We start from the raw sequence: 25,804 nt of genomic DNA on the forward strand, positions 1-25,804 counted from the left end.
CTGGTCGAGGAGCCCCGGAGGGGCGTATCGAGACCCGGCGGCGCCCTAGGCTCGCTGGATGAGCACCTCCGCCGCCGTCGCCGTCCTGATCGAGCCCAGCGGCCTGCCGCACGGGCTGCCCGACTTCGCGGCGGTCGAGCCGGAGGCGTACCGCCCGGCCTTCGACGAGGCGCTGCGGCGCCACCGGACCGAGATCGAGGCCATCGCCTCCTCCCCCAACGAGCCGACGGTCGACAACACGCTGGTGGCGCTCGAGCACTCCGGGCGGGAGCTGCGCCGGGTCAGCGCGGTCTTCTTCACGGTGGGCGCCTCCGATCGCACGCCGCTGACCGATGCCGTCGAGGAGGAGCTCGCTCCCCTGCTCTCCGCGCACGACGACGCGATCACCCTCGACCCGCGCCTCTACGCCCGTGTCCGCTCGCTCGCCGACCGCGAGGCGACGCCCGACATGGACGACGAGACCGCCTACCTGCTCGAGCGCGTCCTCCTGCGCTTCGAGCGCGCGGGCGCCCTCCTCGACGACGCCGGCAAGACCCGGCTCAGCGCGCTGAACGAGCGGCTGTCGAGCCTGACCACCCGGTTCGACAAGAACCTGCTCGCGGACACCAACGAGCGGGCCGTCCTCCTGGAGCGCGCCGAGCAGCTGGACGGGCTCGACGCGTCCGAGGTCTCCGCCGCCGCTCGCGCCGCCGCGGACCGCGGTGCCGACGGCTACCTCGTGACGCTCCCGCTCTACTCCGGGCACCCGTGGCTCGCCCGCCTGCGCGATCGCTCCGTCCGCGAGCGGATCCTACGCGCCTCCCTCGGCCGCGCCGTGGAGGGCGGACCGCACGACAACAGGGAGGTCCTGCTCGACATCGTCGCCCTCCGCGCCGAGCGCGCAGCACTCCTGGGCTACGCCTCGCACGCGGAGTACGTCGTCTCGGGGCAGACGGCCGGGACCCCCGAGCGCGTCCGCGCCCTCCTCGAGGAGCTCGCGATCCCCGCCGCCCGCAACGCCCGCGCCGAGCTCGAGCAGATGCAGCAGCAGGCCGACACCGAGCAGGACGCGGCCGGGCAGCCGCGCTTCGCCCTCGAGGCCTGGGACCGGGCGTACTACGAGGAGCGCGTCCGCACCGCCCGCTACGCCGTCGACTCCAGCGCGCTCCGGCCGTACTTCGAGCTCGAGCGCGTCCTGCGCGAGGGCGTCTTCGCCGCCGCCACCGGGCTCTACGGCGTCCGGTTCGCGGAGCGGCCCGACCTGGTCGGGCACAGCGCGCACGTCCGCGTCTTCGAGGTAGCGGAGGAGGACGGCACGGCGCTCGGCCTCTTCCTCTTCGACCCGTTCACCCGCGACTCCAAGCGCGGCGGCGCCTGGATGAACTCCCTCCGCACCCGGACGACGCTGCTCGGCGACTCCGCCGTGGTCGTGAACACGCTCAACCTCTCGGCTCCGGGCGAAGGCGAGCCTGCGCTGCTCAGCCTCGACGAGGTCACGACGCTCTTCCACGAGTTCGGGCACGCGCTGCACGGCCTCTTCGCGACCACGCGCTACCCGCGCTTCGGCGGGACGAGCGTCTTCCGCGACTTCGTCGAGTTCCCGAGCCAGGTCAACGAGATGTGGATCCGGCATCCGGAGCTGCTGCCCGCCTACGCCCGGCACGTCGAGACCGGCGAGCCGCTTCCGTCCGCCGTCGTCGAGCAGCTCGAGGCGGCGGCGCTGTGGGGCGAGGGCTTCGCGACCACGGAGTACCTCGCCGCCGCGCTGCTCGACCTCGCCTGGCACGAGACCCCGGCCTCCGCTGAGCGCGTCGACGTCGCGGAGTTCGAGGCGCGAGCGCTCGACGCCGCAGGACTGCTGATCCCCGCGATCCCGCCGCGCTACCGCAGCACGTTCTTCAAGCACGTCTTCTCGGGCGGCTACTCCGCGGGCTACTACTCCTACATCTGGAGCGAGATCCTCGACGCCGACACCGTCGAGTGGTTCGAGGAGAACGGCGGACTCGACCGCGCGGCCGGCGAGCGGTTCCGGCGGCGGATCCTCGAGATCGGCGGATCGCGCGATCCGCTCGTCGCCTACCGGGAGTTCCGCGGGCGGGACGCGCGCACCGAGCCGCTGCTGCGGCGCCGCGGACTCGCCTGATCCGAGGGGTCGTCCCCTGGGTCAGGAGTGGCGGGCGCCCCGGCGCGGGTGCAGCCAGGCCAGCACGACCAGCCCCACCACCAGGCCCCAGAACGCGGAGCCGATTCCCGCGACCGCGATGCCGGATGCGGTGACGAGCAGTGTCGCGGCTGCCGGAAGGCGCAGCCGCGCGTCCTCGACCGCCGCCTGCACCGACGAGACGAAGACGCCGAGCAGCGCGAGCCCGGCGACCGCCTCAATCAGCAGCGGACTGGCGGAGGAGACGAGGGCGGCGGCCGCGCCGGCGACGGCGCCCAGCACCAGGTAGGACGCGCCCGCGGAGACCGAGGCGATCCAGCGCCGCTCGGGATGCGGCGACGCCTCCGGTCCCGCGGTGAGCGCCGCGCTGAGCGCCGCGTAGTTGACCGGGACGCCGCCGAACACCGCGGAGACGCCCGAGGCGACCCCGCTCGAGACGATCGCCGGCCGCGAGTGCGCCTCGAAGCCGAAGCTCGACAGCACCGCGATGCCGGGGATGTTCTGCCCCGCCATGGTCACGACGTAGAGCGGCAGGCCGATGCCGACCATCGCACCGATCTCGAAGACCGGCGCGACGAAGACGGGGACCGGGAGCAGCGGCGCCCCCGCGAGGGCAGCGCCGTCGGTGACGAGCAGCAGCACGATCGCGAGGGCGATCGCCGCCGGCACGGCCCAGCGCGACAGCAGGCGGAGCAGGATCAGCCAGAGCGCGATGACCGGCAGCGCGAGCAGCGGGATCTCGACCGCGGCGCGCACGGGTGCCAGCACGAGCGGGAACAGGATGCCGGCGAGCATCGCGTTGGCGAGCGGGCGCGGGATCCGCGCCACGAGACGCCCGAGCGCCGGCCAGAGACCGGTCACCACGATCAGCGCAGAGGCGACGAGGAACGCGCCGACCGCACGGTCGAAGCCGCCGGGCAGGGTCGCGGTGGCGGCGAGCAGCGCAGCGCCCGGGGTGCTCCACGCGAAGGTCATCGGCACCCGGTAGCGCACGCTCAGGACGATGCAGAGCACGCCCTGCAGCACACAGACCGCGAGCAGACCCGACGCGGCCTGCGCGTCGGTCGCGCCGACGGCGACGACACCCGCGAGGACGATCGCGAAGGAGCTGGAGAAGCCGGTGAGCGCGGCGACGATCCCGGCGAGGAGCGGCTGGACGATGACGGTGCCTCCGGTCGCTGACCCACCCGGGCGCGGGCCCGGCGGACGCATCGGCGATGCGCTCCGCCAGAGTAGGGAACCGCCTTCGCGCGGGAACGCCGAACGCCGGGCCAATCAGCGCGAACTGGTCACGCGACGGCCCGGCGGGGACGGATCAGGCGCTCTTCTCCTGGCGACGCGGGGCGTGCGGCACGATCGTCGGCGCGGCGTTGTCGAGCACCGCGGCCCGGGTGACGACGACGCGGGCGACCTCGTCGGAGGAAGGGACCTCGAACATGATCGGGCCGAGCACCTCCTCGAGGATGGCGCGGAGGCCGCGGGCGCCCGTCTGCCGCAGCACGGCGAGATCGGCGATCGCCTCGAGCGCGCCGCGGTCGAACTCGAGCTCGACGCCGTCGATCTCGAACATCCGCTGGTACTGCTTGACCAGCGCGTTGCGCGGCTCGGTGAGGATCTGCATCAGCGCGACCTGGTCGAGCTGCGTGACAGTGGTGACGACCGGGAGGCGGCCGATGAACTCCGGGATGAGCCCGAACTTGTGCAGGTCCTCCGGGAGGACCTCGCTGAAGATGTTGATCTCGTCTTCCTTGTTGTGCAGCGGGGCACCGAAGCCGATGCCGCGCTTGCCCGCCCGCGAGGAGATGATGTCCTCCAGCCCGGCGAAGGCGCCGGCCACGATGAACAGCACGTTGGTCGTGTCGATCTGGATGAACTCCTGGTGCGGGTGCTTGCGCCCGCCCTGCGGCGGCACGGAGGCGACGGTGCCCTCGAGGATCTTCAGCAGCGCCTGCTGCACGCCCTCGCCCGAGACGTCGCGCGTGATCGACGGGTTCTCGGCCTTGCGGGCGATCTTGTCGACCTCGTCGATGTAGATGATGCCGGTCTCGGCCCGCTTGACGTCGTAGTCCGCGGCCTGGATCAGCTTGAGCAGGATGTTCTCGACGTCCTCGCCGACGTAGCCCGCCTCCGTCAGCGCGGTGGCGTCGGCCACAGCGAACGGGACGTTCAGCCGCTTGGCCAGCGTCTGCGCGAGATAGGTCTTGCCGCAGCCGGTGGGGCCGATCAGCAGGATGTTGCTCTTGGCGATCTCGATCTCGTCGTGGATCGCATCGGCGGCGGTGATGGTGTTACGCACCCGCACGCGCTTGTAGTGGTTGTAGACCGCGACGGCGAGGGCGCGCTTGGCCTGCTCCTGGCCGATCACGTACTCCTCGAGGAAGCCGTAGATCTCCTTCGGCTTCGGGAGGTCGAACTCGTGGCTCGTCTCCTCGCTCGACTCGGAGAGGCGCTCCTCGATGATCTCGTTGCACAGCTCGACGCACTCGTCGCAGATGTAGACGCCGGGACCGGCGATGAGCTGCTGGACCTGCTTCTGGCTCTTGCCGCAGAACGAGCACTTCAGCAGGTCGGCGCTTTCGCCAATACGTGCCACGGGGATGCCCCACTTCCTTGTCGTGCGTCGGTGCCCTCGGGCGTCGTGCAGAGGGTGGGCGGTCATGCGGAACCGCCGAACTCTGGTCCGAGCCTAGCCGCTGAGCCGAGACGGCTCGGCAGGCGGGCCGGATCGGCGGTCCTTTGCCCCGCTCGTGTCGGTTTGCTACGTCCTGCAGGCGGGAATCCGCCCGCAGGGACGCGGAAGGGCCGGGCGGCGGATCACTCCGCCTCCCGGCCCTTCGACGATCGGTCGGTCTCCCGAGGTCAGACCGTGAGGGCGGGAACGCCCTTGCGGCTGGTCAGGATCTGGTCGATCAGCCCGTACTCGAGCGCGTCGTCGGCGCCGAGGATCTTGTCGCGGTCGATGTCCTTCTTGACCTGCTCCGGGGAGCGGTTGGAGTGGAAGGACAGCGTCTTCTCGAGCCACTCGCGCATGCGCATGATCTCGGCGGCCTGGATCTCGATGTCCGAGGCCTGACCCCCGCCCTGCTGGACGGCGGGCTGGTGGATCAGGATGCGCGCGTTCGGCAGCGCCAGGCGCTTGCCGGGGGTGCCCGCGGCGGTCAGCACGGCCGCGGCGGAGGCCGCCTGACCGAGGACGACGGTCTGGATGTGCGGGCGGATGTACTGCATCGTGTCGTAGATCGCCGTCATCGCGGTGAACGAGCCACCGGGCGAGTTGATGTACATGACGATGTCGCGGTCCGGGTCCTGGCTCTCGAGCACGAGGAGCTGGGCCATGATGTCGTCCGCGGACGCGTCGTCGACCTGCACGCCGAGGAAGATGATGCGGTCCTCGAAGAGCTTCGCGTACGGGTCCTGGCGCTTGTAGCCGTAGGCCGTGCGCTCCTCGAAGGTGGGGAGGATGTAGCGGGAGGAGGGCGCGGCTCCGGAGCCGAAGGCCGTCCCGCCGAAGGTGGGTGTGTTCATTGTCTCTTCCTGATCTCTCGGCGCGTCGGGGTGCTCAGCTGTCGGTGGCGGTTCCGCCGCCGCCGGCGACGTCGGTCGCCGAGGAGCGGATGTGGTCGACGAAGCCGTAGGCGAGCGCCTCCTCGGCGCTGAACCAGCGGTCGCGGTCGCCGTCCTCGTTGACCTGCTCGACGGTCTTGCCGGTCGCCTTCGCGGTGATCTCGGCGAGGCGCTTCTTCATGTCGAGGATCAGCTGCGCCTGGGTCTGGATGTCGGACGCGGTTCCGCCGAACCCGCCGTGCGGCTGGTGCAGCAGGACGCGGGCGTTCGGCGTGATGTAGCGCTTGCCCTGGGTGCCTGCGGTGAGCAGGAGCTGACCCATGGACGCCGCCATGCCGATGCCGACCGTCACGATGTCGTTCGGGACGAACTGCATCGTGTCGTAGATCGCCATTCCCGCGGTGATCGAGCCGCCGGGCGAGTTGATGTACAGGAAGATGTCCTTCTCGGCGTCCTCGGCCGCGAGGAGCAGGAGCTTCGCTGCGATCTCGTTCGCATTCTCGTCGCGCACCTCAGAACCGAGCCAGATGATCCGGTCCTTGAGAAGGCGGTCGAAAACACTGTTGGGCATCGCCATATCGGCCATGTGTCGCTCCGTTTCAGTTGTCGCTTCGGAGGCGAATCTATCGGACGGCACCCGGCCGACCCGGCCGTGTTCGCCGGGGGCGGAGCCGGAGCGGCCGGTGTTCGCCCGCGGCGGACGGCGGGGCGGGAGCGGGCCGGGACGACGAGAGCCGCCCCCGGTGATCGGGGGCGGCTCCTGTCGTTCTGCGGCGAGGACTACTCGGCGGCCGGGGTCTCCTCGGCGGCCGGAGCCTTCTTCTTCGCGGGGGCGCGCTTCTTCTTGGGGGCCGGAGCGGCCTCCTCGTCGGCGGCGGGGGCGTCGGCGGCGGGGGCCTCCTCGACGACGGCCTCCTCGACGGCCTCGGCGGCCGGCGCGTCGACCTCGTCGGTCGCGGCGTCGTCGACGGCGGTCTCGTCCGCGTCGTCGCCGGGAACGGCGGTGAAGGCGGTCAGATCGACGGCCTTGCCGTCGGTGTCGGTGACCTTCGCCTTGCCGAGGACGATCGCGAGCGCCTTGTTGCGGGCGACCTCGCCGACCATCTGGCCGATCTGGTTGTTCTCGGAGAGGATCTTGATGAACTCGTTCGGCTCCATGCCGTACTGCGCCGCACCCTGGATCAGGTACTGCGTGAGCTCGTCCTGGCTGACCTGGACCTTCTCCTGCTCGACGACGTGGTCGAGCAGGATCTGGGTCTTGAAGGTCTTCTCGCTCGCCTCGGTGACCTCGGCGCGGTGCTCGTCGTCCTCGAGGCGGTTCTCGCCCTCGAGGTGGCGGTGCACCTCGTCCTCGACGAGCGACGCGGGCACGGGGACCTCGACGAGCTCGAGCAGGGCCTCGACGAGCTTCTCGCGCGCCTGGCCGCCCTGACCGAAGGTCTTCTGCTGGGCGGCCTGCTCCTTGAGCGACTCGCGCAGCTCGGCGATGGTGTCGAACTCGCTGGCGATCTGCGCGAAGTCGTCGTCGGCGTCGGGGAGCTCGCGCTCCTTGACGGCGGTGAGCGTCACGGCGATCTCGGCCTGCTGGCCGGCGTGGTCGCCACCGAGCAGGGGGGCGGTGAAGGTGGTGCTCTCACCGGCGGTGAGCGAGTCGAGCGCCTCGTCGATGCCCTCGATCAGCTCGCCCGAGCCGAGCTCGTAGGAGATGGCGTTGGCGGTGTCGACCTCGACGCCATCGATGGTCGCGACGAGATCGATCTGCGCGAAGTCGCCGGTCGTCGCCGGGCGGTCGACGGTCACCAGCGTGCCGAAGCGGCTGCGGAGGGTGTCGAGCTCGGTGTCGACGTCGGCGTCGGTCACCTCGGCCGCATCGACCGTCAGCGCGAGGCCGTCGTAGTCGGGAACGGTGATCTCGGGGCGCACGTCGACCTCGATGGCGAGCTCGAGGTCGCCGGTGAAGTCCTTGTCGCTCGGCCAGGCGACGATGTCGGCCTGCGGGCGGCCCAGGGGGCGCACCTCGGTCTCGCGGACGGCCTCGCGGTAGAACCCGTCGAGCCCCTCGTTGACCGCGTGCTCGAGGACGGCGGCCTTGCCGACCCGCTGGTCGACGATCGCCGGCGGGACCTTGCCTTTGCGGAAGCCGGGGACGTTGATCTGCTCGGCGATGTGGCCGTAGGCGTGGGTGATGCTGGGGCCGAGCTCGTCCGGGGTGACCGAAATCGCGAGCTTGACGCGGGTCGGGCTCAGCTTTTCTACCGTGGTCTTCACGTGAGGGGATCTCCTGTGCTGGTTGGTGTCGGCGCCGTGTGACCGGTCGTCACGGGTCGATGTCGTCACGATGAGTACTCGTGGTCGGGGCGACAGGATTCGAACCTGCGACCTCCCGCTCCCAAAGCGGGCGCTCTAGCCAAGCTGAGCTACGCCCCGGATGCGCGGGCCGGTGCACCGTGCTGACGAGGACTCTCGTCGAGCCCTTCCTGCCGGGCCGCTCGCGCGACACGCCGAAATGGCCTTCGCAAGTGTACTGCACCGCGCTCCTGCGGCCGGAACCGGCTCGCGGCGCCGGTGCGCGGGCGGCTCGCGGGCCCGGGCGTCGCCTGCCGCTGTCGGCGTGTACTACGCTGTCCTGGTGCCCGGTCGAGACGACGGGCTCCCCCGATCCGGGGCTGTAGCTTAGTGGTAAAGCCTCTGTCTTCCAAACAGATGATGCGAGTTCGATTCTCGTCAGCCCCTCCATTGCTTCTGCTTCCCCGTTCCACGCCACTCGATCGCAGCGTGGCGGACGGTCGACTGCGGTCGAACCCGCGAGCCGTTCGTGACGGATCGCCGGGCGAGTGACGCCGTTCGAGACGGAGCGGACGGCGCGGGACGCCGGCCCGGTCACGATCATGCTGGTCGAGTAGCCGCGCAGCGGCGTATCGAGACCGCCGTCACCGAGACGACGGCCGTGCACCGCACGTCACTTCGACGGGGATCTCGATACGCCCTCTGCAAGGGCCACTCGATCAGCATGGGGGGCGGATCAGCGGACCGTGACGGGGACGGCTGCGCTGGTCGAGGTGTTCCCTGCGCGGTCGGCCGCCTTCGCGACGACCTCGTGCTCGCCCTTCGGGAAGCCCTTGGTCGAGACCGTCAGCTTCCAGCTGCCGTCGGCGGCTTGCTTCGCCGTGCCGATCCGGGTGCTCCCCGTCCAGAACACGAGGGAGGCGGTGTCGGAGTCCGAGACGGCCACGAGGGTGACCGTGCCGACGACGGTGCTGCCGGCGGTCGGGCTGGTGATGCGCGCCGTCGGCGTTGTCGTGTCGCGGGCGGGGCTCGGCGTCGGCGTGGACGAGGTCGGGGTCGCAGTCGGCGTCGGCGTCGGAATCACGGTGGCCGTGGGCGTCGCGACGGCGGTCGGTGTGGCAGTCGCCGTCGGCGTGGGAGCAGACTCAGGCGCCGCACTGGGTGTCGGCGTGGCAGTCGGAGTCGCGGTCGGCGTCGGAGCCGCGGACGGCTCGGGAGTGGAGGACGGGGCCGCGGTCGGCGCGACGGTCGGCTCCGGAACGACGGTCGAGACGGGAGTCGGCGTCGACGACGGCAGCGGGGCCGTAGTCGGCGTCGGGGTCGCAGTCGGGGTCGCAGTCGCAGTCGGGGTGGCAGTCGCGGACGGCACCGGGGTCGCGGACGGCAGCGGGGTGGCAGTCGGCACCGGGGTCGACGTCGGGGTCGGGCTGCTCGCGGGGGTCGGAGCCGCCCAGGCGGGGACGCGGTCCGGGCCCCACAGGATGTCGGCGATCAGGGCCTGGCCGCGGGCGTTCGGGTGGAAGTAGTCGACCGTCGAGACGATGTCCGCCGAGACCGCGGAGGCGGTGAAGGCGCCGCCGTCCCAGACGCAGCGCGGGCCCGCTGCCGAGCAGGCCGCTGCGAGCGCGTCGTTGAACTGCTGCGTCCGGAGCGCGGCGGCCGCCACGGTCGCGGCATAGGCGTCGCCGGTCTGCGCGACGTTGTCGGCGGTGGCGCCGCGGGTCGTCCGGCACAGCTTGTTGGCCGGCCAGCCCGCCTCCGCCGGTCCTCCGCGCAGGGCGCTCCACTCCGACGCGATGTCGGGCATCGAGCCGAGCAGGACGGTCGCCTCGGGCCAGGTGGAGCCGATCTGGCGGAGCAGGCCCGAGGCCGACGCGGCGAAGGACGCCGCGGGAGTCATGGCGTAGCCGTCGGCGGCCGTCGGCAGCTCGGGGTGGCACAGGTCGTTCCCGCCGATGAGGAGTGTCACGACGTCCGGAGCGGCACCGGCCGAGGCGGCGGCCGTCACCATCCCGGACACGGCACTGATCCGACTGCCCGACTTGGCGTAGTTCGCCGTGGTGACGACGCTGTCCGGGTTCACCTCCTGGAGGCGGGTGGCGATCGAGCGGACAGACGGAGCGGAGCCGGTCGACCAGGAGTTGACCGGACAGTCGGCCCGAGTGGCGCAGCTGGAGGCGCCGCGGGTGATCGAGTCGCCGAAGGAGACGACGGAGAGCGTCGGGGCGGCGTCGGCAGCGACCGCGGCGGGGGCCACGGCACCGCCGGCGAGGAGGAGGACAGCGAGGGTGAGGACGGACAGGGGGGAACTGCGGGCCGGGCGCGCGGACATGGCTCTGCTCTCGTGGGGCGACGTGGCGCGGCGAACTCGGAGCGGGGCAGGGGGCGGCCGTCGACTCCGTCGGTCGCGCGACCGAGGGGGTGAGGAGGTCTGACGGTGTCGAGCCTGTCGGACGGCCGAGCGCCGGAGGCCGGATGTCCCCCTCGCAGGGCCCCCCCTTCGCTGGTCCGTGACCGGAGCATCGCTCGACAGACCGGCGGGGTCGACGAGAACGCCGCGGTGGCGGGACCCCGGCACCCCGTCAGGAGGACCGGGCCGCTATGACCGGAGCGGGTCAGCGGACCGTGAGAGTGACCGCGGCGCTCGTCGAGGTATTGCCTGAGCGGTCGACCGGCTTGGCGACCACCGGGTGCGGCCCCTTCGCGAAGCCGCTCGTCGACACCGTGACCGACCAGGTGCCGTCGGCGGCCTGCTTGGCGACTCCGATCCGGACCTTGCCGGTCCAGAAGGCGAGCGAGGCCGTGTCGGCGTCCGAGACGGCGACCAGCGTCACCGCCCCCGCGACCGTGCTGCCGGCGGCGGGGCTGGTGATGCGTGCGATCGGAGCCGTCGTGTCCCGGGCGGGAGTGGGCGTCGGGGTCGGCGTGGGAGTGACCGAGCGAGTCGGCGTCGGCGTCGGCGTGGCCGAGCGAGTCGGCGTCGGCGTCGGCGTGGCCGAGCGAGTCGGCGTCGGGGTCGGCGTCGGCGTCGGAGTGGCCGAACGAGACGGCGTCGGAGTCGGGGTCGGTGTGGGAGTCGGCGAGGCGGTCGGTCGCGGGGTCGGCGTCGGTGCAGCGCTCGGAGCAGGCGTCGCGCTCGGGGTGGGAGTCGACGTCGGCGTGACCGTCGGAGCCGGCGAGACGGTCGGCGTCGGAGCGGGAGGCGCCGTCGCCGTGGGGGTCGGCTGCGAGGTGGAAGTGGCGGCCGGAGTCGGAGTCGCGTCGGGCGACGCGGTCGACGACGGTGTCGGGCTCGGCGCCGGAGTGGGCGCAGGTGTCGTCGGCTCGGGAGTCGGCTCGGCCGTCGCAGTGGGGACTGCAGTGGCAGTCGGGTCGGCCGTGGGGCCGGGGGTGGAAGGGGGCGAGGCTGTCGAGGTCGACTCCGGCGCCGCCGTCGGGCTCGCTGGCGGAGTGGCGGTCGGCTCGGGAGCGATCGTCCCGGTCGGCGACGGAGTCGGGGACGCGGTGGGAGCGAGTGTCGGCTCGGGGGTGGGGGGCGAAGTGAGCGTCGGCTCGGGTGCCGGCGTCGGTGCCGCCGTCGGCGTCGGTGTCGGCGTCGGCGTCGGCTCAGGGGTCGCAGTCGGGGCGACCGTCGGCTCGGGAGTCGGAGTCGCGGACGGCACCGGCGTGGATCCCTCGGCGGTGAAGCGCGCCGCCCAAGCGGGCACCCGCTGGGGCCCCCAGAGGACTCCCGCGATCAGCGCCTGTCCCCGGGTATTGGGGTGGAACCAGTCGACGGTCGAGACGATGTCGGAGGTGAGCGGCGTCGCGGTGAAGGCGCCCCTGTCCCAGACGCAGCGCGGTCCGACGGCGTCGCACGAGGAGGCCAGTGCGCGGTTGTACTGCTGCGTGCGCAGGGCCGCGGCGGCGGCGGAGGCGGTCTGCGCCGGTCCGGCGAGGAGTACGCCGGTGTCCGTCACGCCGCGGGTCGTCCGGCAGAGCTTGTTCTTCGTCCAGGCGGCCTCGGCCGGCCCGCCGCGCAGCCCCGACCACTCCGACGCCACGTCGGGCACCGAGCTGAGGAGGATCGTCGCGTCAGGCCAGGTGCGGCCGATCTGCTGGAGCAGGCTCGACGCGGACGCCGAGAACGCCGCCTCCGTCGTCATGGTCCAGCCGTCGGCGGCGGGGTAGATGTCGCCGTGGCAGAGGTCGTTGCCGCCGATGAGCAGCGTCACGACATCGGGCTGCACCCGGTCGGCGGCCGCGGTCGCGACCATCGCGGCGACGGCTCGGATCTTGCTGCCGGACTTCGCGTAGTTGGCCGTCGTGACGGCGCTGCCGGGGGCGAGCTCCTGCAGCCGCGTGGCGATGGACTGCACGGCGGGGGCCGACCCGGTCGCCCAGGAGTTGACCGGGCAGTCGGCCTTCGTCGTGCAGCTCGCGGTCCCGCGGCTGACCGAATCGCCGAGCGAGACGACCGAGATCGGGGCGGGCTCCGCGGCGACCGGGACGGCAGCGGCCGGGACCGCGGCGATCGCGGCGACGAGCAGCGCGGTCGCGAGCGCGACGGCGAGGCGGAGGGTGCGGCGGGGCTGGCGCGCGGGCATGACAGTGCTCTCGTCGGGGTGCGAGCTGGCAGAGAAGTGGAACGGTGGTGGATCCGCCGTCGGGTGCGGGGTGCTGTCTGGATCGGGTCGAGCATGGCGCGATCCCGCCGGAACGGCAAGAGGCCTCGCACTCGGATCCCGTGCCGGTCGCCGCTCCGCCCGCCGGCGAGGAAGCAGTCCGAACTCCTCCGGCAGCGCGGGCGGACAGGACGGAAAGGTGGGTCAGACGCGGGGTACGGATCTGCTCTCGTGGGGCGACGCGGTGCCGCGGTCGCGGGGCGGGGCCGAACGGCCGTCGCCCCCGTCGAGCGGACGACCAGGCGGGGAAGGGGAAGGGCTGACGGGCTTGAGCTCGACGGATCGGTCGTCGTCGAAGACGTCGCGCACTGGGGCGCCACGAGCCGCTGGGGCTCGTGGCGCTCGGGTCAGCGGACCGTGACGGTGGTCGGGGCGCTCGTCCCCGTGTTGCCCGAGCGGTCGGTCGCGGTGGCCACGAGGTCGTGCTCGCCCGTCGGGAATCCCCTGGTCGCGACCGTCAGCGTCCAGATGCCGTTCGCGGTCTGCTTCGCCGCGCCGATCCGGACACCGCCGCTCGAGAACACGACCGAGGCCGTATCGGCGTCGGAGACCGCCGTCAGCGTGATCTTTCCCGCGGCGATCGAACCACCGGCGAGCGGGACGGCGACCTGCACGGTCGGCGCGGTCGTGTCCGAGCCGCGGGAGAGCGACCGAGAGGAGGTGGTGCCGGAGGTCGGGGCGGATGTCGGACTCGCCGAAGGAGCGGCGGCGGCCGGAAGAGCGGACTTCGGGGGCTTGGTCCCTCTGCGGGTGCTGCTCGGCGCCGGTGTCGTCGTGCTCGTCGGGGCGGGAGTGGTCGTCGGGGCGGGAGTGACCGCCTGCGCCGGACTCGTCGTCATGTCCGGCACGACAGTCGGAAGCGGCGCGCCGGTGGTCGCCGGCACGGGGGAAGGAGCCGGAGCGCCCGCGGCGAGCTGCGCGGCCCAGGAGGGCACTGCGTCGGGGCCCCAGAGCACCTGAGCGATCAGCGCCTGGCCCCGCACGTTCGGGTGGAAGGAGTCGACGGTCGAGACGATCTCGGGGAGGAGCCGCGTCCGGGTGAGAGCACCGCCGTCCCAGATGCAGTGCGGACCCACGGCCGCGCACGCCGAGGCGAGGGCGTCGTCGTACTGACGGGTGCGCTCGGCCGCAGCGGCCACCGTCGCGGTGTACGCCTCGCCGGTCTGGACGACGTTGTCGGCGAGGGCTCCCCGGGTGGTCCGGCAGAGCTTGGACGCCTGCCAGGTCCTCCCTGCGGCACCACCCTGGACCGAGGCCCACTCGGACGCGACATCCGGAACCGAGCCGACGAGGACGGTCGCCTGCGGCCAGGCCGAGCCGATCTTGCGGAGCAGAGCGGACGCCGACGCGGCGAAAGCGTCGGCGGGGGTCAGCGCGTAGCCGTCGGCATCGGGACGGAGGTCGGGGTGGCAGAGGTCGTTGCCTCCGATCAGGAGGGTCACGACGTCGGGCCTGGCGCCCGCCGCCACCGCCGCGGTCACGGCCGAGGAGACGGTGGCGATCCGGCTGCCCGACTTCGCGTAGTTCGTCGCCGTGACGCTGCGGCCGGGGTTCAGCTCCTGGAGGCGGGTGGCGATGGAGTGGACCGCGGGTGCCGATCCGGTGGCCCAGGAGTTGACGGGGCAGTCGGCCCTGCCGCCGCAGGTCGCGGCGGCGCGGGTGATCGAGTCGCCGAACGACGCGACCGAGAGTGCGGGGGCCTCGGCGGCGAGAGCGGAAGGAGCTGCCGCTCCTCCGGCGAGGAGCAGTGCCACGAGGGCGAGGGCGGACAGGCGGGAACGGAGGGACATGACTCTTCTCAAGGCGGTGACGGAGGTGAGACGGAGCGACGCCGATCGGCCTTCGGCTCCGGCGATCGAGCGATCGCGGCCGGGCGGCGGACGACGGCGGCGCGACCCAGTGCTGAACGCTAAGGGCGCTCAGGGACGGGAGCGGAACGAATGGCGCGGATTGATCGGATGGCGTCATCTGGTTATCGACTGCGCGTCGCGAGAGGAATCAGCAGTCGAGCGAGTCCGTCTCGGCGCTCGCCCTCGCCGCGGTCGGCTCAGCAGTCGTCGGCGCACCAGAGGCGGTCGTCTTCGTCCGGCGACGTGGCTGAGGACGGCACAACGCCCCCGGCGGGCTCACCCTCCTGACCCCAGAGCACGCGGGCGATCTGGGCCTGCCCGCTCACGTTCGGATGGAAGTAGTCGACGGTCGAGAGGAGATCCTTCGTGATGGGGGTCTGGGAGAGGGCCCCGCCGTCCCAGATGCAGCGGGGTCCCACCGCAGCGCAGGCCGAGGCGAGGGCGTCGTTGTACTGCTGGGTCCGCTCTGCGGCAGCGGCGACCGCCGCGTCGAACGCCGCGCCCTTCTGGACGATGTTGTCGGCCTTCGCGCCGCGCGTGGTCCGGCAGATCTCGAAGATGCTCCAGATGAACTTCCCCTGCGAGTCCTTCACGGCCTGCCACTCGGACGCGATGTTCGGCATCGATCCGACTAGCACGTTCGCCCTGGGCCACGCCGAGGTGATCTGCTCGAGCAGACTCGACGCGGACGCCGAGAAGTCCGCCGCGGTCGTCATCGCGTAGCCGTCCGGCCCGGCCGGGACCTCCGGGCTGCAGAGGTCGTTGCCGCCGATGAGCAGTGTGATGAGCTCCGGATCGGCTCCCGCCGCCTTCGCACTGCTGACCGCCTCGGAGACCCCGGCGATCCGGCTGCCCGACTTCGCATAGTTGGCCGCCTTCACCGTGCGGTCGGGGTTCGTCTCCTGCAGGCGGGTGGCGAGGGAGTGGACCTCGGGCGCGGTACCGGTGGCCCAGGAGTTCGCCGGACAGTCGGCCTCCGAGCCGCACGTCCCGGCGGCACGGGTGATCGAGTCCCCGAAGGCGGCGAAGGAGAGATCGGGTGGCGCCGCGGCCTCCGCGGCCGGGGCGGCGGCGCCACCCGCGAGAAGCACCAGCGCGAGACCGAGGACGGTCAGTGGGGAACGGCGGAAGGGATGACGGAACACGGCTCTCCTCGAGAACTACTGCGGAAACGGGGACTGGGAGGTGATGGGATCGACGAGTGGACTCGACCGCTGCTCAGACGCCCGCCGGACGACACCGCGGCGTCAGCGGAAGCGGCCGCCCGTGCGGGAGTCGGCTGCAGTCCTGAGCGAACGCCCGCGCGATGGACCCGCGGAGGTCGGCGGCGAATCGAGCCAGCCACCGGGTCACCGTTCGCAGGTGGGGAGCACGAGCATCCGGAGTGCTCGCGATCGTCCGCGACGGAGGCGTCGGGCCCGGCGTCGACGGCGAGGCGATCGGAGCGGGTGCCGCCGTCGGAGTCGGAGTCGGAGCAGCCGTCGGAGTCGGAGCAGCCGTCGGAGTCGGAGCAGCCGTCGGAGTCGGAGCCGCCGTCGGAGCCGTGTTCGCAGGCGGCACGGGGGTCGGGGTGACCCGCGGGGCTGCGGGCGCGGGCGTCGTCACCGGAACCACGGACGTCGGCGGCACCGGTGCGGGCGGAACCGCCCACGCCGGGACTGCGGCCGGACCCCACAGGACGCCGGCGACCAGAGCCTGACCGCGGACGTTCGGGTGGAAGGAGTCGACCGTCGAGACGACGTCCCTGGTGATCGGAGTCCGGTTGAGGGCGCCGCCGTCCCAGACGCACCGCGGACCGACCGCCGCGCACGCCGAAGCGAGGGCCTCGTTGTACTGCCTCGTCCGCTCGGCGGCGGCGGCGACCGCGGCCTCGTAGGCGGCACCGCGCTGGACGACGTTGTCGGCCAGCGCCCCACGGGTCGTCCGGCACACCTTGAAGAGGCTCCAGCCGAGTCCGCCCGACTCCTTCACGCTCCCCCACTCGGACGCGAGGTCCGGAACCGACCCCAGGACGACGGTCGCCTTCGGCCAGGTCGAGCTGATCTGATGGAGGGTGCTCGACGCCGATGCCGCGAAGTCCGCCGCCGTCGTCATCGCGTATCCGTCCGGCCCCGCGGGGACCTGGGGGCTGCACAGGTCGTTGCCGCCGATGAGGAGCGTCACGATGTCCGGCGCCGCACCTGCCGCTGCGGCAGTCGTGACGGCCTCCGGCACATCAGCGATCCGGCTTCCCGACTTCGCGTGGTTCCCCGACGTCACCGTCCGGCCCGGATTCACCTCCTGGAGGCGGGTCGCGATCGAACGGACCTCCGGCGCGGTCCCGGTCGACCAGGAGTTGATCGGGCAGTCCGCCCCCGTCCCGCAGGTGGCCGCGCCGCGGGTGATGGAGTCGCCGAAAGCGGCGAGGGTCAGCGCGGGCCGCGCCTCGTCAGCCGATGCAGGGACGGCGGAACCGCCGACGAGCAGCAGGGCGATTCCGATCGCGAGGAGACTGCGTCGGTGAGAGGGGCGCGGCGCCATGGTTCTCCTCGGGGTCGAGAGCTCGGGGTCGAGAGCTGGGGTGAGAAGCGGAGGCGGTCCGCGGAATCGGGGAGCAGAGACCGATCGGCCTCGGACCTCGTCGTCTCGACGGGCGGTCTCGAAGGCCGGCCGGAGGCGCCGCGATCTGTGACGAACGGTACGGGCGGTCATCGACGAGGCCGAAACTCCTGGCGAGACCCGGTCGTCTGGCACGCGATGATCACTCCCGGTCGCTCCGCGTCCCCGGCGGCGCGACGCAGAACGCCGGTCGGCACCGTCGGGGCCGATGAGCCTTCTCAGACCGGTCAGCCGACGACGACGGTGATCGGTGCGCTCGTCGCCGCGTTGCCCGAGCGGTCCACGGCCCTGGCCTCGAGCTCGTGACTCCCCTTCGGTGCACCCTCCGTGGGGACGGTCAGCGTCCAGGTGCCGTCACCGGTGGGCGTCGCCTCGCCGATCCGAGCGCTGCCGCTCCAGAAGACGAGCGAGGCGGTGTCGGCGTCGGACACCGCGGTCAGGGTGATCGGGCCGCTGACAGCGCTGCCGCTGATCGGGGCGGTGATCCGAGCGGAGGGCGCGGTGAGGTCCGGCCCGCCCGCGGGCGCCCTGCGGAGCGGAGCGACCCAGGCCGGAATCCGCTGCCGACCCCACAGCGTCCGCGCGATCAGCGCCTGACCGCGCACTCCGGGGTGGAAGTGGTCGACCGTCGAGACGTCGACCGGGCGGATCGGCGACGCCGAGTAGGCGCCGCCGTCCCAGACGCAGCGAGGTCCGACCTGCGCGCACGCCGCCGCGAGCGCGTCGTCGTACTGACGGGTGCGCTCGGCCGCCGCCGCCCTGGCCGACGCTGAGGCGGGGCCGGTCTGGGCGACGTTGTCGGCGGAGACCCCCCGCGTGCTCCGGCACACTCCGGAGAGCGCCCAGCCCGCCTCGGCCGGTCCGCCGCGCAGCCCCGCCCACTCGGAGGCCACGTTCGGCAGGGAGCCGACGAGGATGGTCGCCCTCGGCCAGGCCGAGCCGATGCGGTGGAGCAGATCCGTCGCCGATGCGGCGAACGAGGCGGCTGGCGTCAGCGGATACCCGTCTGCGGCGGCGGGCAGATCGGGGCGGCAGAGATCGTTGCCTCCGATCAGGAGCGTCACGACATCGGCGGCCACGCCGTCCGCCGCTGCCGCGTCGACCGCGGCGGGCACGTCGGCGATCGTGCTCCCGGACCTCGCGCGGTTGTCCGTGGTGACCTCACGGCCCGGGAGCACCTCCTGGAGGCGGGTCGCGAGGGAGCGGACCTCGGGGTTCGACCCCGTGGCCCACGAGTCGACCGGACAGTCGGCCTCGGTGCCGCAGCTCGCCGCCGCGCGGGTGATGGAATCGCCGAAGGCGACCACGGACAGCACCGGCCCCCTGGCCGCCGCGGAGGCGGGCGTGGCTGCGCCTGCCGTGAGCAGGAGTGCTGCCAGGGCGACGAGGGACGGGAGGGACAGGAGGGATCTGCGGGACAGGAGGGATCGGCGGGGCGGACGCGCGGGCATGGCTCTTCTCACGGACGAGGGGCGGAGTGATCAGCAGCGGGACCGATCCGCGATCGCCGCCTCCGGGCCGGTTCGTCGAGGCGCAGCCGCGCGGAACCGATCCCGGCGCGAACGCTAGGCGCCGTCGGCGCGCGAGGCGGACTTCCTGGCGGAGATCGATCGAATGGCGCTCGCCGACCGTCTCCGTGCAGCCTCGAGGCTCAGGACAGCCGCTCCGGACGCGACGCCCCGCGGTGCAGCTCGGCGAGGGCCACGTAGGAGGCGGCGTTCCGACGGATCCCGTCGCGCTCGTCCGTGGAGAGCGCGCGCCGCACCTTCGCCGGCACGCCGGCGACGAGGGAGCCGGCCGGCACGACCGTGCCCTCGAGCACCACTGCGCCGGCGGCCACGAGCGAGCCCGCGCCGATGACGGCCCCGTTCAGGACCGTCGCGTTCATGCCGACCAGCACGTCGGCCTCGAGCGTGCAGCCGTGCAGCACGGCGCCGTGCCCGATCGAGACCCCCTCGCCGATCGTCGCGTCGAAGCCCTCGTCGACGTGCACGACGACGCCGTCCTGCAGGTTGCTGCCACGGCCGACGTGGATGCTCGCCCACTCGGCGCGCAGGACGGCGCCGTACCAGACGCTCGACTGCTCGGCGAGCTCGACCGCTCCCACGAGCGTCGCGCCCGGCGCCAGCCAGGCCGATTCGGCGACGAGAGGAGCCCGGCCTCCGGGGAGCGCGAGCAGTCGGGCGTCCGGGTGTGCTCCTGCTGCCATGTCGACCGGTCCTCCTCCGTCGGCGCGTCCTGGGCGGACGCGGACTCGCAGTCTTGCAGGACACGCCGGCTTCCGGGCGGCTCGGTCTCCGCCGCGCTTCTCCCGGTCATCTGTCGCTTATGTCATCGCGCGGGGCACGCGCGGCGGGGACTCCACGTCCTAGGCTGACCCCGCCGCGGGGGAACGTCGGCGTGGGAACGGCACAGCCGAGAACAGCACAGGGGGACGGCAATGCGACGAGGGACCGCGCGGACGACGATGCTGGGGGCGCTCGCCGCCCTGCTCCTCGTGCCGATGGTGGCGACCGCTCCGAGCACTGCGGCGAGCGCCGCCGCGGACACGGTGAAGCCGGTCGTCGTGTTCACGGCGCCGACCAGCGGATCGGCGGTGTCCGGGACGGTGACGCTCCAGGCGACGTCGACGGACGCGGTCGGCACCACCCAGCTGTCCTTCTGGGAGGGGACCCGCCGGATCGGCTACGCGACCGCTCAGGCGGGCGTGTGGTCGCTGCCGCTGGACACCAGGACGCTGACCGAGGGCTCGCACGTGTTCGTCGCGAAGGGCAAGGACGCCGCCGGCAACATCGGCAGCAGCGCGGCGACGCGCGTCACCGTGCAGAACTCCGGCGCGACCCCCACTCCGACGCCGACCGCGAGCCCCTCCCCCACGCAGACCCCGGCGCCGACCTCGACCCCTTCCGCGACGGCCACTCCGTCGCCGACAGCGACCCCGACCACCACGCCGACTCCGAGCGCCACTCCGTCGGCCACGCCGACCGCCACCGGCGCCCCGCGCCCGGACACCGTCAAGCCGACCGCGCGGATCACCTCGCCGACAACCGGATCGACCGTCCCGCGGACCGTGACGCTCGTCGCCTCCGCGTCCGACGACGTCGGAGTCACCAACCTCTCGTTCTGGTCGGGCTCGACCCGCGTCGGGAACGCGACGCAGCAGGCGTCCGGCGACTGGGTGCTCGTCACCTCCGGCCTCGCCGTGCAGTCGCACGTCGTGATCGCCAAGGCGCGCGACGCCGCCGGCAACATCGGCAGCAGCGGCTCCGTCGCGCTCACCGTGTCCGCGACGGCTCCCACTCCGACCGCGACTCCGACGGCTACCGCGACTCCGACCGCCACGGCGACGCCGACTCCTACGGCGACGCCGACCGCCACCGCCACGCCGACCCCGACCCCGACCCCGACGCCGACCCCCACCGCCACGCCGACCCCGACCGCGACGCCGACCGCCACCCCGACGCCCACGCCGCCTCCGCCGGTCCCCGGCATCCCGGCCCCGCTGGCGCAGTGGGACTTCACCCAGCCCGCCGCCCCGTACTACTCGACGGCGAACGACCTGCCGCTGCAGCAGGCCGGCAAGACGAAGGCGACCACGGTCTCGACCCCGTGGGGCTCGGGCATCAACATGACCGGCACGAGCTTCCTGCGCATCCCGCTCGAGTCCACCGGCCGGCTGACGATCGGCGCGACCGGCAACGCGGTCACCGTCGCGAGCTGGGTCTACATGACCGACGACAGCACCGGCTACGTCGCCGGCGCCTGGAACGAGCACGGCGACCGCCCCGGCCGCTCCTACGGGCTCTTCTACGACCTCGGCCTGTACGGAGGCGACGAGCGGGCGAACTTCCACGTCTCGCGCACCGGTGGGCCGACCCCCGGCTACCCGTACTCGCGCGACTACTCCGCGTCCGGGAACACCTTCACGCGGTACAAGTGGCAGCTGCACGTCGGGACGTACGACGGCACGTACGCGATCTCCTACCTCGACGGCACCTCCGTCGCCTATCCCCGCTTCGTCGACAACAAGGGTGCGACCTACGCCAAGAACCCGTACCTCTTCCCCGACGGCCTGAACCCGAACGCCGGCGACTTCACCGTCGGAGCGGTCGAGCTCACCTCGGGCCCCGGCAACTACGCGAAGGGCACCTTCGCGAAGATCCGCGTCTGGGACCGGGCCCTCAGCCCGGAGCAGGTCAAGGCGATCTACGACTCGGAGCGCACGGCGCTGCAGTGAGCCAGCGAGGTCTCGATACGCCGCTGCGCGGCTACTCGACCAGCAAAGACCGACGCACTGACCAGTGCGGTCTCGATTCGCCGCTCTGCGGCTGCTCGACCAGCAAAGCGCCGCCGCTGCCCGACCGCCGGCACGGAGGCGTCCGGAGCCTGCAGGGACGCGAGGCTCAGCGGAGCCAGGCGAGCACCGCGAGCACCCGGCGGTGGTCCGAGCCCGAGTCCTCGAGCTGAAGCTTCTGGAAGATCGACGTGACGTGCTTCTCCACCGCCCCGACCCCGATGAAGAGCGCGGCGGCGATGCCCGCGTTAGTGCGGCCCTGCGCCATCGCCTCGAGCACCTCGCGCTCGCGCGGGGTCAGCAGCGCCAGCGGGTCGCGATTGCGCTGGAGGAGCGACGCGACGACCTGCGGGTCGAGCACCGTCCCGCCCGCCGCCACGCGCTCGACCGCGTCGCGCAGCTCCTCGACGGAGGCGACCCGGTCCTTCAGAAGGTAGCCCATCCCGCCCTCGCCCGAGCCGAGCAGCTCGTGCGCGTAGGTGACCTCGACGTACTGGCTGAGCAGGAGCACTGCGATCCGCGGGTGCAGGCGCCGGATGTCGAGCGCCGCACGGACGCCCTCGTCGCGGAAGGACGGCGGCATCCGGACATCGAGCACCGCGACGTCGACGGAGGACGGGTCGGCGGCGAGAGCCGCGAGCAGCCCGTCGGCGTCGCCGTAGGCACCGACGGCGGCGAAGCCCGCGTCCTCGAAGAGTCGGACCAGGCCCTCGCGGAGGAGGACGGAGTCCTCGGCGATGGCGACGCGGATCGGTGAGGCGGGATGCACCGGTTCAGGATAGGGCGGTGGGCAGCGGACGGAACGGCACGTGCACGCCCATCGTGGTCGGCCCCTCCGGCGGCGACTCGACCGTGAACAGCCCGCGCAGACCGCTGACCCGGCCGGCGACCCCCTCGAGACCGTGCCCGGGCCGGGCCGTCGCTCCGCCGACTCCGTCGTCGACGACCCAGACGTCGAGCCAGCGCTCCCCCGCGGCTCCCGCGTCACGGACGTCGAGGTGCACGCGGATCGACCGCGCGGAGGAGTGCTTCGACGCGTTGGCGAGCAGCTCCGCCACGACGAAGTAGACGCTCCGCTCCACCTCGGGCGGGACGTCGGCCACGGGATGCTCGGCGATCACCTCGACCGGCACCGGGCTCATCGCGGCCAGCGAGTGCACCGCGGCGGTGAAGCCGCGGTCCTGCAGGATCGGCGGCGCGACTCCCCGGGACAGCGCGCGCAGCTCGTCGAGCGCCGAGCGGACGTGCTCCCGCGCCTCGCCGATCAGGGCGGCGGCGGCCGCGGGATCCGACTGCACCCGGGTCAGCGCCGAGCCGAGGTCCATCTGCACGCGGATCAGGCGCTGCTGCGGGCCGTCGTGGATGTCGCGCTCGAGCTGGCGCAGCGCGCGGTCCTCGGCGACGACCGCCGCGCCGCGCGAGACGCTGAGCTCCGCCACCTCGCGCTGGAGCGCCTCCGACCCCCAGGGTCCGAGCAGCAGCCGGTCGACCAGGAAGCGGGCGAGCGTGAGCCCGCGCGTGACGAACGGCAGCGTCGAGACGAACAGGACGATCAGCGCGACATCCGCCAGCACGAGGAACCCCATGGGTGCGGCGGGCAGGCCGAGCAGTGCGGTGGACTGCTCGGCGACCAGGCCGGCGAGGCCGGAGGAGGCGCCGGAGTCGAGCAGCGAGACCAGCGAGCCGATCCCGGCCCAGCTCCACAGCGCGAGGACTCCCGCGAAGAGGAGCGCGAGCAGCGGCGCCACCACGAGCGCGTGCAGGAGCGCGAGCCAGTAGTGACCGTCGATGACGGGGCCGTAGAGCGCGAAGGTGGCGGGCGCGACCGTCGCGGGCGGGCGCCGCCACTGCGGCTCGGCGATCGGCGGGCGGCCGGCGAGCACGTCGAGCGCGCGGGCGGCGCGGGCGAAGCCGCGAGCGGTGTGGAGGGCCAGCGGGAGGAAGACCGCCCCGATCAGCACCCCGATCAATCCGAGGCCCAGGGCCAGCGCGACACCGCACGCGAACGCTCCGGCGAGGGTCACGGGCACGGCGAGCAGGAGGGAGAGCGCCTCGCGCGGCAGGTCGCGCCAGAGCCGGAGATAGGCGCCCGTGGCCTCGCGGAGAGCGGTCGGTACTGCGGTCACGCCGGCCTCCTCCGCTCGTCCCGCGCGGGCGGCGGGCATCCTCCCGAGGGTAGCGGCGGACCGTGCGCGAAGGCGCGGGGGCCACCCCCCGGATCGGGGCCCTGCGTCGCTGGTCGAGGCGTCCGGAGTACCGCGCGAGGGCAGGTCAGCCTCGCCTTGCCCCGCCTTAGCCGAGCCTGCACTTCCTTGCGAGCACTGGGCTGCGGCGTAGTGTTGACGATCAATCACCCCTTCTCGAAAGGAACAGACGATGTCCACTGCATCCGTCACGTCGCTCACCTCGTCGAACCCGGATGTCGCATCCGGAGTCGCCCAGTTCCTCAGCCCGGTCGTCATCGAGATGACCGCCCTGGCCGTCAACAGCAAGCAGGCGCACTGGCACGTCCGCGGCGCCAACTTCATCGGCGTCCACGAGCTGCTCGACGTCGTCGTCGGCCACGCGATCGAGTGGGCCGACCTGGCCGCCGAGCGCGTCGTGGCCCTCGGCCTCCCCGTCGACGCCCGCATCCAGACCGTCGCCTCCGGCACGCAGACCGCTCCCCTCACGCCCGGCTTCCAGCGCTCCGAGAACGCCATCGTCGAGGTCATCGGCCTGATGGACGTCGCGATCACCACCGTGAACACGGCGATCGCCGAGCTCGCCGACATCGACGCGAGCAGCCAGGACGTCGCGATCGAGATCGGCCGCGGCCTCGAGAAGGACCGCTGGTTCCTCTTCGCGCACGTCAGCGAGAGCTGAGCACGCGACTCCCTCCTCACGGCGGCCCGTCGGATCCTCGGATCCGGCGGGCCGTTCGTCGTTCCTGCGGCCGCGGCGGGTCAGCTCTCGTGCGTGACGCGGCCCGCGAGCAGGGTCGCGGCGACCGGCATCGCGCGCAGCTGCTCCCCGTCGGAGGCGAGCGGGTCGCGCTCGACGACGACCAGATCGGCGACGTCTCCCGCCTCGGGAGCGAGGCGGCGGGTCCGCGTGGAGGCGATGAGCGCCTCCGCCACGCCGACCCGCTGCTCCGGGTGCCACGGCTCGTCGCCACCGCGGGTGCGCGAGACGGCGGCCGAGATCGCCACCCATGGATCGAGGGGCGCCACCGGGGCATCCGAGCCGAGCACGACGGTCGCTCCGGAGTCGAGCAGCGAGCGCAGCGCGAAGGCTCGGCCGGTGCGCCCCGCCCAGTAGCGGTCGGCCACGTCCCGGTCGTCCAGCGCGTGCTCCGGCTGGACCCCCGCGACCACGCCGAGACGGGCGAAGCGCGGCAGGTCGACCTCCGAGAGCAGCTGCGCGTGCTCGATGCGCCCGCCGCCCACCTTCGCGAGGGCGTCGAGTGCGACGGTCGCGGCCGCATCGCCGATCGCGTGCACCGTGGGCCGGATGCCGGCGGCCGCCGCCCGCGCGAGCAGCTCGTCGAGCTCGACCGGGTCGACCGTGAGCACGCCGCGTCCCTCGTGCCCGGCGTACGGGTGCACGCAATAGGCGGTGCGGGTGTTGAGCGAGCCGTCGACGAGCACCTTGAGCGGCCCCATCCGGAGCAGGCCCTCGCCGCCCGCGATCTCCTCGCCGGTGCGCAGCCCCTCCGCGATCGCGCGGTCGAGGTGGTCGCGGTAGACGCCGATGTCGATCCGGAGCGACCGGGTGCCGCGAATGATCCGGCGCGTCCAGTCGCCGGCGTTCCAGCGCATCTCGAGGTCCACGACGCCGACGACGCCGCGGGCGGCCGCGCGCTGCGCCGCCTCCTCGGCGAGGTCGTCGAGGTCCTCGTCGGTGAGCGCCCCGAGTGCCGTGACCAGGCGGAAGCAGGGCTCCTCGCGGAGGATGTCGTCCTGCGGCGCGAAGCCGTAGCGGCGCAGCGCGGCGGAGTTGACCCAGGCGCAGTGCAGATCGCCGCTGACCAGCACGACCGGGCGCTCCGGCGACACGGCGTCGAGCAGGGCCGTGGTCGGGAGATCCGGCCAGAGACCGTCCCGGAAGCCGAAGCCGACGAGGGTCGCCGGCGAGTCCGGAGCGAGTGCGAGCCGCGCGCGGACCGCCTCCGCCGTCTCCGCCGCCGAGCGGGCGGTCGAGACGTCCAGGCGCGGTGCGGTCATCGCCCACTGCGAGAAGTGCACGTGCTCGTCCCACAGGCCGGGCAGCAGCCAGCGGCCGTCCAGGTCGCGGACCGCGGCACCGGCGGCGTCGAGGGCGCCGTCCGGTCCGATCGCGTCGATCCGCCCGTCGCGGAGCAGGACGGACACGGGCTCGTCCTGCCCGAGCAGCCGCGCGCTGCGGAGGAGGAGGCTCGGAGTCACGG

18 protein-coding genes and 2 tRNA genes are annotated in these 25,804 nt (G+C 73.0%); 4 read left to right on the forward strand and 16 right to left on the reverse strand.

What is annotated here, in order from left to right; genetic code table 11:
- Positions 1-58 precede the first annotated feature (58 nt).
- A complete protein-coding gene (locus tag GSU72_RS10895; protein WP_159985033.1) occupies positions 59-2,122 on the forward strand; it encodes a M3 family metallopeptidase in 2,064 nt (687 codons plus the stop codon).
- 21 nt (positions 2,123-2,143) lie between these two features.
- Here the strand turns inward: GSU72_RS10895 and GSU72_RS10900 are convergent, their stop codons facing one another.
- The 6 genes from GSU72_RS10900 to GSU72_RS10925 form a co-directional block, all read right to left on the reverse strand.
- A complete protein-coding gene (locus GSU72_RS10900; protein ID WP_159985034.1) occupies positions 2,144-3,352 on the reverse strand; it encodes a benzoate/H(+) symporter BenE family transporter in 1,209 nt (402 codons plus the stop codon).
- Positions 3,353-3,455: 103 nt separating this feature from the next.
- The gene (gene clpX / locus GSU72_RS10905) at positions 3,456-4,733 is read right to left on the reverse strand and encodes an ATP-dependent Clp protease ATP-binding subunit ClpX (protein WP_159985035.1); all 1,278 of its coding nucleotides are present in this window, start codon (positions 4,731-4,733) and stop codon (positions 3,456-3,458) included.
- A gap of 266 nt (positions 4,734-4,999) precedes the next feature.
- Positions 5,000-5,665 (reverse strand): ATP-dependent Clp protease proteolytic subunit, encoded by a 666-nt coding sequence (locus GSU72_RS10910; protein ID WP_123445811.1) that lies wholly within the window; start codon positions 5,663-5,665, stop codon positions 5,000-5,002.
- Between the two features lie 34 nt (positions 5,666-5,699).
- A complete protein-coding gene (locus tag GSU72_RS10915; protein ID WP_260300538.1) occupies positions 5,700-6,341 on the reverse strand; it encodes an ATP-dependent Clp protease proteolytic subunit in 642 nt (213 codons plus the stop codon).
- Positions 6,342-6,484: 143 nt separating this feature from the next.
- Complete coding sequence (gene tig, locus GSU72_RS10920; protein ID WP_159985036.1) at positions 6,485-7,972, reverse strand: trigger factor; 1,488 nt, start codon at positions 7,970-7,972, stop codon at positions 6,485-6,487.
- Positions 7,973-8,053: 81 nt separating this feature from the next.
- A tRNA-Pro gene (locus tag GSU72_RS10925) sits at positions 8,054-8,131 on the reverse strand.
- Positions 8,132-8,366: 235 nt separating this feature from the next.
- Here GSU72_RS10925 and GSU72_RS10930 point away from each other — a divergent pair.
- A tRNA-Gly gene (locus GSU72_RS10930) sits at positions 8,367-8,440 on the forward strand.
- Positions 8,441-8,726: 286 nt separating this feature from the next.
- Here GSU72_RS10930 and GSU72_RS10935 read toward each other — a convergent pair.
- The 7 genes from GSU72_RS10935 to GSU72_RS10965 form a co-directional block, all read right to left on the reverse strand.
- Positions 8,727-10,322 carry a GDSL-type esterase/lipase family protein gene (locus GSU72_RS10935; RefSeq protein WP_159985037.1) on the reverse strand — a complete coding sequence of 532 codons (1,596 nt, stop codon included), beginning with the start codon at positions 10,320-10,322 and terminating at the stop codon, positions 8,727-8,729.
- Between the two features lie 283 nt (positions 10,323-10,605).
- Positions 10,606-12,576 (reverse strand): GDSL-type esterase/lipase family protein, encoded by a 1,971-nt coding sequence (locus GSU72_RS10940; RefSeq protein ID WP_159985038.1) that lies wholly within the window; start codon positions 12,574-12,576, stop codon positions 10,606-10,608.
- 425 nt (positions 12,577-13,001) lie between these two features.
- Positions 13,002-14,444 carry a GDSL-type esterase/lipase family protein gene (locus GSU72_RS10945; RefSeq protein WP_159985039.1) on the reverse strand — a complete coding sequence of 481 codons (1,443 nt, stop codon included), beginning with the start codon at positions 14,442-14,444 and terminating at the stop codon, positions 13,002-13,004.
- Between the two features lie 257 nt (positions 14,445-14,701).
- Positions 14,702-15,649 (reverse strand): GDSL-type esterase/lipase family protein, encoded by a 948-nt coding sequence (locus tag GSU72_RS10950; protein WP_159985040.1) that lies wholly within the window; start codon positions 15,647-15,649, stop codon positions 14,702-14,704.
- 73 nt (positions 15,650-15,722) lie between these two features.
- Positions 15,723-17,024, reverse strand: coding sequence for a GDSL-type esterase/lipase family protein (locus GSU72_RS10955; RefSeq protein WP_159985041.1), 1,302 nt, complete (start codon positions 17,022-17,024; stop codon positions 15,723-15,725).
- Positions 17,025-17,329: 305 nt separating this feature from the next.
- Positions 17,330-18,553: a GDSL-type esterase/lipase family protein gene (locus GSU72_RS10960; RefSeq protein ID WP_159985042.1), complete on the reverse strand. Its 1,224-nt coding sequence runs from the start codon at positions 18,551-18,553 to the stop codon at positions 17,330-17,332.
- Between the two features lie 200 nt (positions 18,554-18,753).
- On the reverse strand, positions 18,754-19,311 hold the full coding sequence (locus GSU72_RS10965) for a gamma carbonic anhydrase family protein (RefSeq protein ID WP_159985043.1): 558 nt from the start codon (positions 19,309-19,311) through the stop codon (positions 18,754-18,756).
- Positions 19,312-19,542: 231 nt separating this feature from the next.
- Between GSU72_RS10965 and GSU72_RS10970 the strand changes: the two genes are divergently transcribed.
- Positions 19,543-21,339: an Ig-like domain-containing protein gene (locus tag GSU72_RS10970; protein ID WP_159985044.1), complete on the forward strand. Its 1,797-nt coding sequence runs from the start codon at positions 19,543-19,545 to the stop codon at positions 21,337-21,339.
- A 166-nt stretch (positions 21,340-21,505) separates the two neighbouring features.
- Here the strand turns inward: GSU72_RS10970 and GSU72_RS10975 are convergent, their stop codons facing one another.
- Positions 21,506-22,165 carry a response regulator transcription factor gene (locus GSU72_RS10975; protein WP_244255765.1) on the reverse strand — a complete coding sequence of 220 codons (660 nt, stop codon included), beginning with the start codon at positions 22,163-22,165 and terminating at the stop codon, positions 21,506-21,508.
- A gap of 4 nt (positions 22,166-22,169) precedes the next feature.
- The gene (locus tag GSU72_RS10980; RefSeq protein ID WP_159985045.1) at positions 22,170-23,561 is read right to left on the reverse strand and encodes a histidine kinase; all 1,392 of its coding nucleotides are present in this window, start codon (positions 23,559-23,561) and stop codon (positions 22,170-22,172) included.
- Positions 23,562-23,772: 211 nt separating this feature from the next.
- Here GSU72_RS10980 and GSU72_RS10985 point away from each other — a divergent pair, with 211 nt between their 5' ends.
- Positions 23,773-24,261 carry a DNA starvation/stationary phase protection protein gene (locus GSU72_RS10985; protein ID WP_159985046.1) on the forward strand — a complete coding sequence of 163 codons (489 nt, stop codon included), beginning with the start codon at positions 23,773-23,775 and terminating at the stop codon, positions 24,259-24,261.
- 80 nt (positions 24,262-24,341) lie between these two features.
- Here the strand turns inward: GSU72_RS10985 and GSU72_RS10990 are convergent, their stop codons facing one another.
- Positions 24,342-25,802 carry an amidohydrolase gene (locus GSU72_RS10990; RefSeq protein WP_348272756.1) on the reverse strand — a complete coding sequence of 487 codons (1,461 nt, stop codon included), beginning with the start codon at positions 25,800-25,802 and terminating at the stop codon, positions 24,342-24,344.
- Positions 25,803-25,804: the final 2 nt, after the last annotated feature.

The sequence above is a fragment of the Rathayibacter sp. VKM Ac-2760 genome (assembly GCF_009834185.1).
Classification (GTDB): domain Bacteria; phylum Actinomycetota; class Actinomycetes; order Actinomycetales; family Microbacteriaceae; genus Rathayibacter.

Coding starts and splice junctions, on each gene's coding strand:
- GSU72_RS10980 (WP_159985045.1), bottom strand. CDS start 23,561: ATGCCCGCCGCCCGCGCGGGACGAGCGGAGGAGGCCGGCGTGACCGCA.
- GSU72_RS10945 (WP_159985039.1), bottom strand. CDS start 14,444: ATGTCCCTCCGTTCCCGCCTGTCCGCCCTCGCCCTCGTGGCACTGCTC.
- GSU72_RS10900 (WP_159985034.1), bottom strand. CDS start 3,352: ATGCGTCCGCCGGGCCCGCGCCCGGGTGGGTCAGCGACCGGAGGCACC.
- GSU72_RS10935 (WP_159985037.1), bottom strand. CDS start 10,322: ATGTCCGCGCGCCCGGCCCGCAGTTCCCCCCTGTCCGTCCTCACCCTC.
- GSU72_RS10985 (WP_159985046.1), top strand. CDS start 23,773: ATGTCCACTGCATCCGTCACGTCGCTCACCTCGTCGAACCCGGATGTC.
- GSU72_RS10940 (WP_159985038.1), bottom strand. CDS start 12,576: ATGCCCGCGCGCCAGCCCCGCCGCACCCTCCGCCTCGCCGTCGCGCTC.
- GSU72_RS10965 (WP_159985043.1), bottom strand. CDS start 19,311: ATGGCAGCAGGAGCACACCCGGACGCCCGACTGCTCGCGCTCCCCGGA.
- GSU72_RS10960 (WP_159985042.1), bottom strand. CDS start 18,553: ATGCCCGCGCGTCCGCCCCGCCGATCCCTCCTGTCCCGCAGATCCCTC.
- GSU72_RS10970 (WP_159985044.1), top strand. CDS start 19,543: ATGCGACGAGGGACCGCGCGGACGACGATGCTGGGGGCGCTCGCCGCC.
- GSU72_RS10895 (WP_159985033.1), top strand. CDS start 59: ATGAGCACCTCCGCCGCCGTCGCCGTCCTGATCGAGCCCAGCGGCCTG.
- GSU72_RS10955 (WP_159985041.1), bottom strand. CDS start 17,024: ATGGCGCCGCGCCCCTCTCACCGACGCAGTCTCCTCGCGATCGGAATC.
- GSU72_RS10910 (WP_123445811.1), bottom strand. CDS start 5,665: ATGAACACACCCACCTTCGGCGGGACGGCCTTCGGCTCCGGAGCCGCG.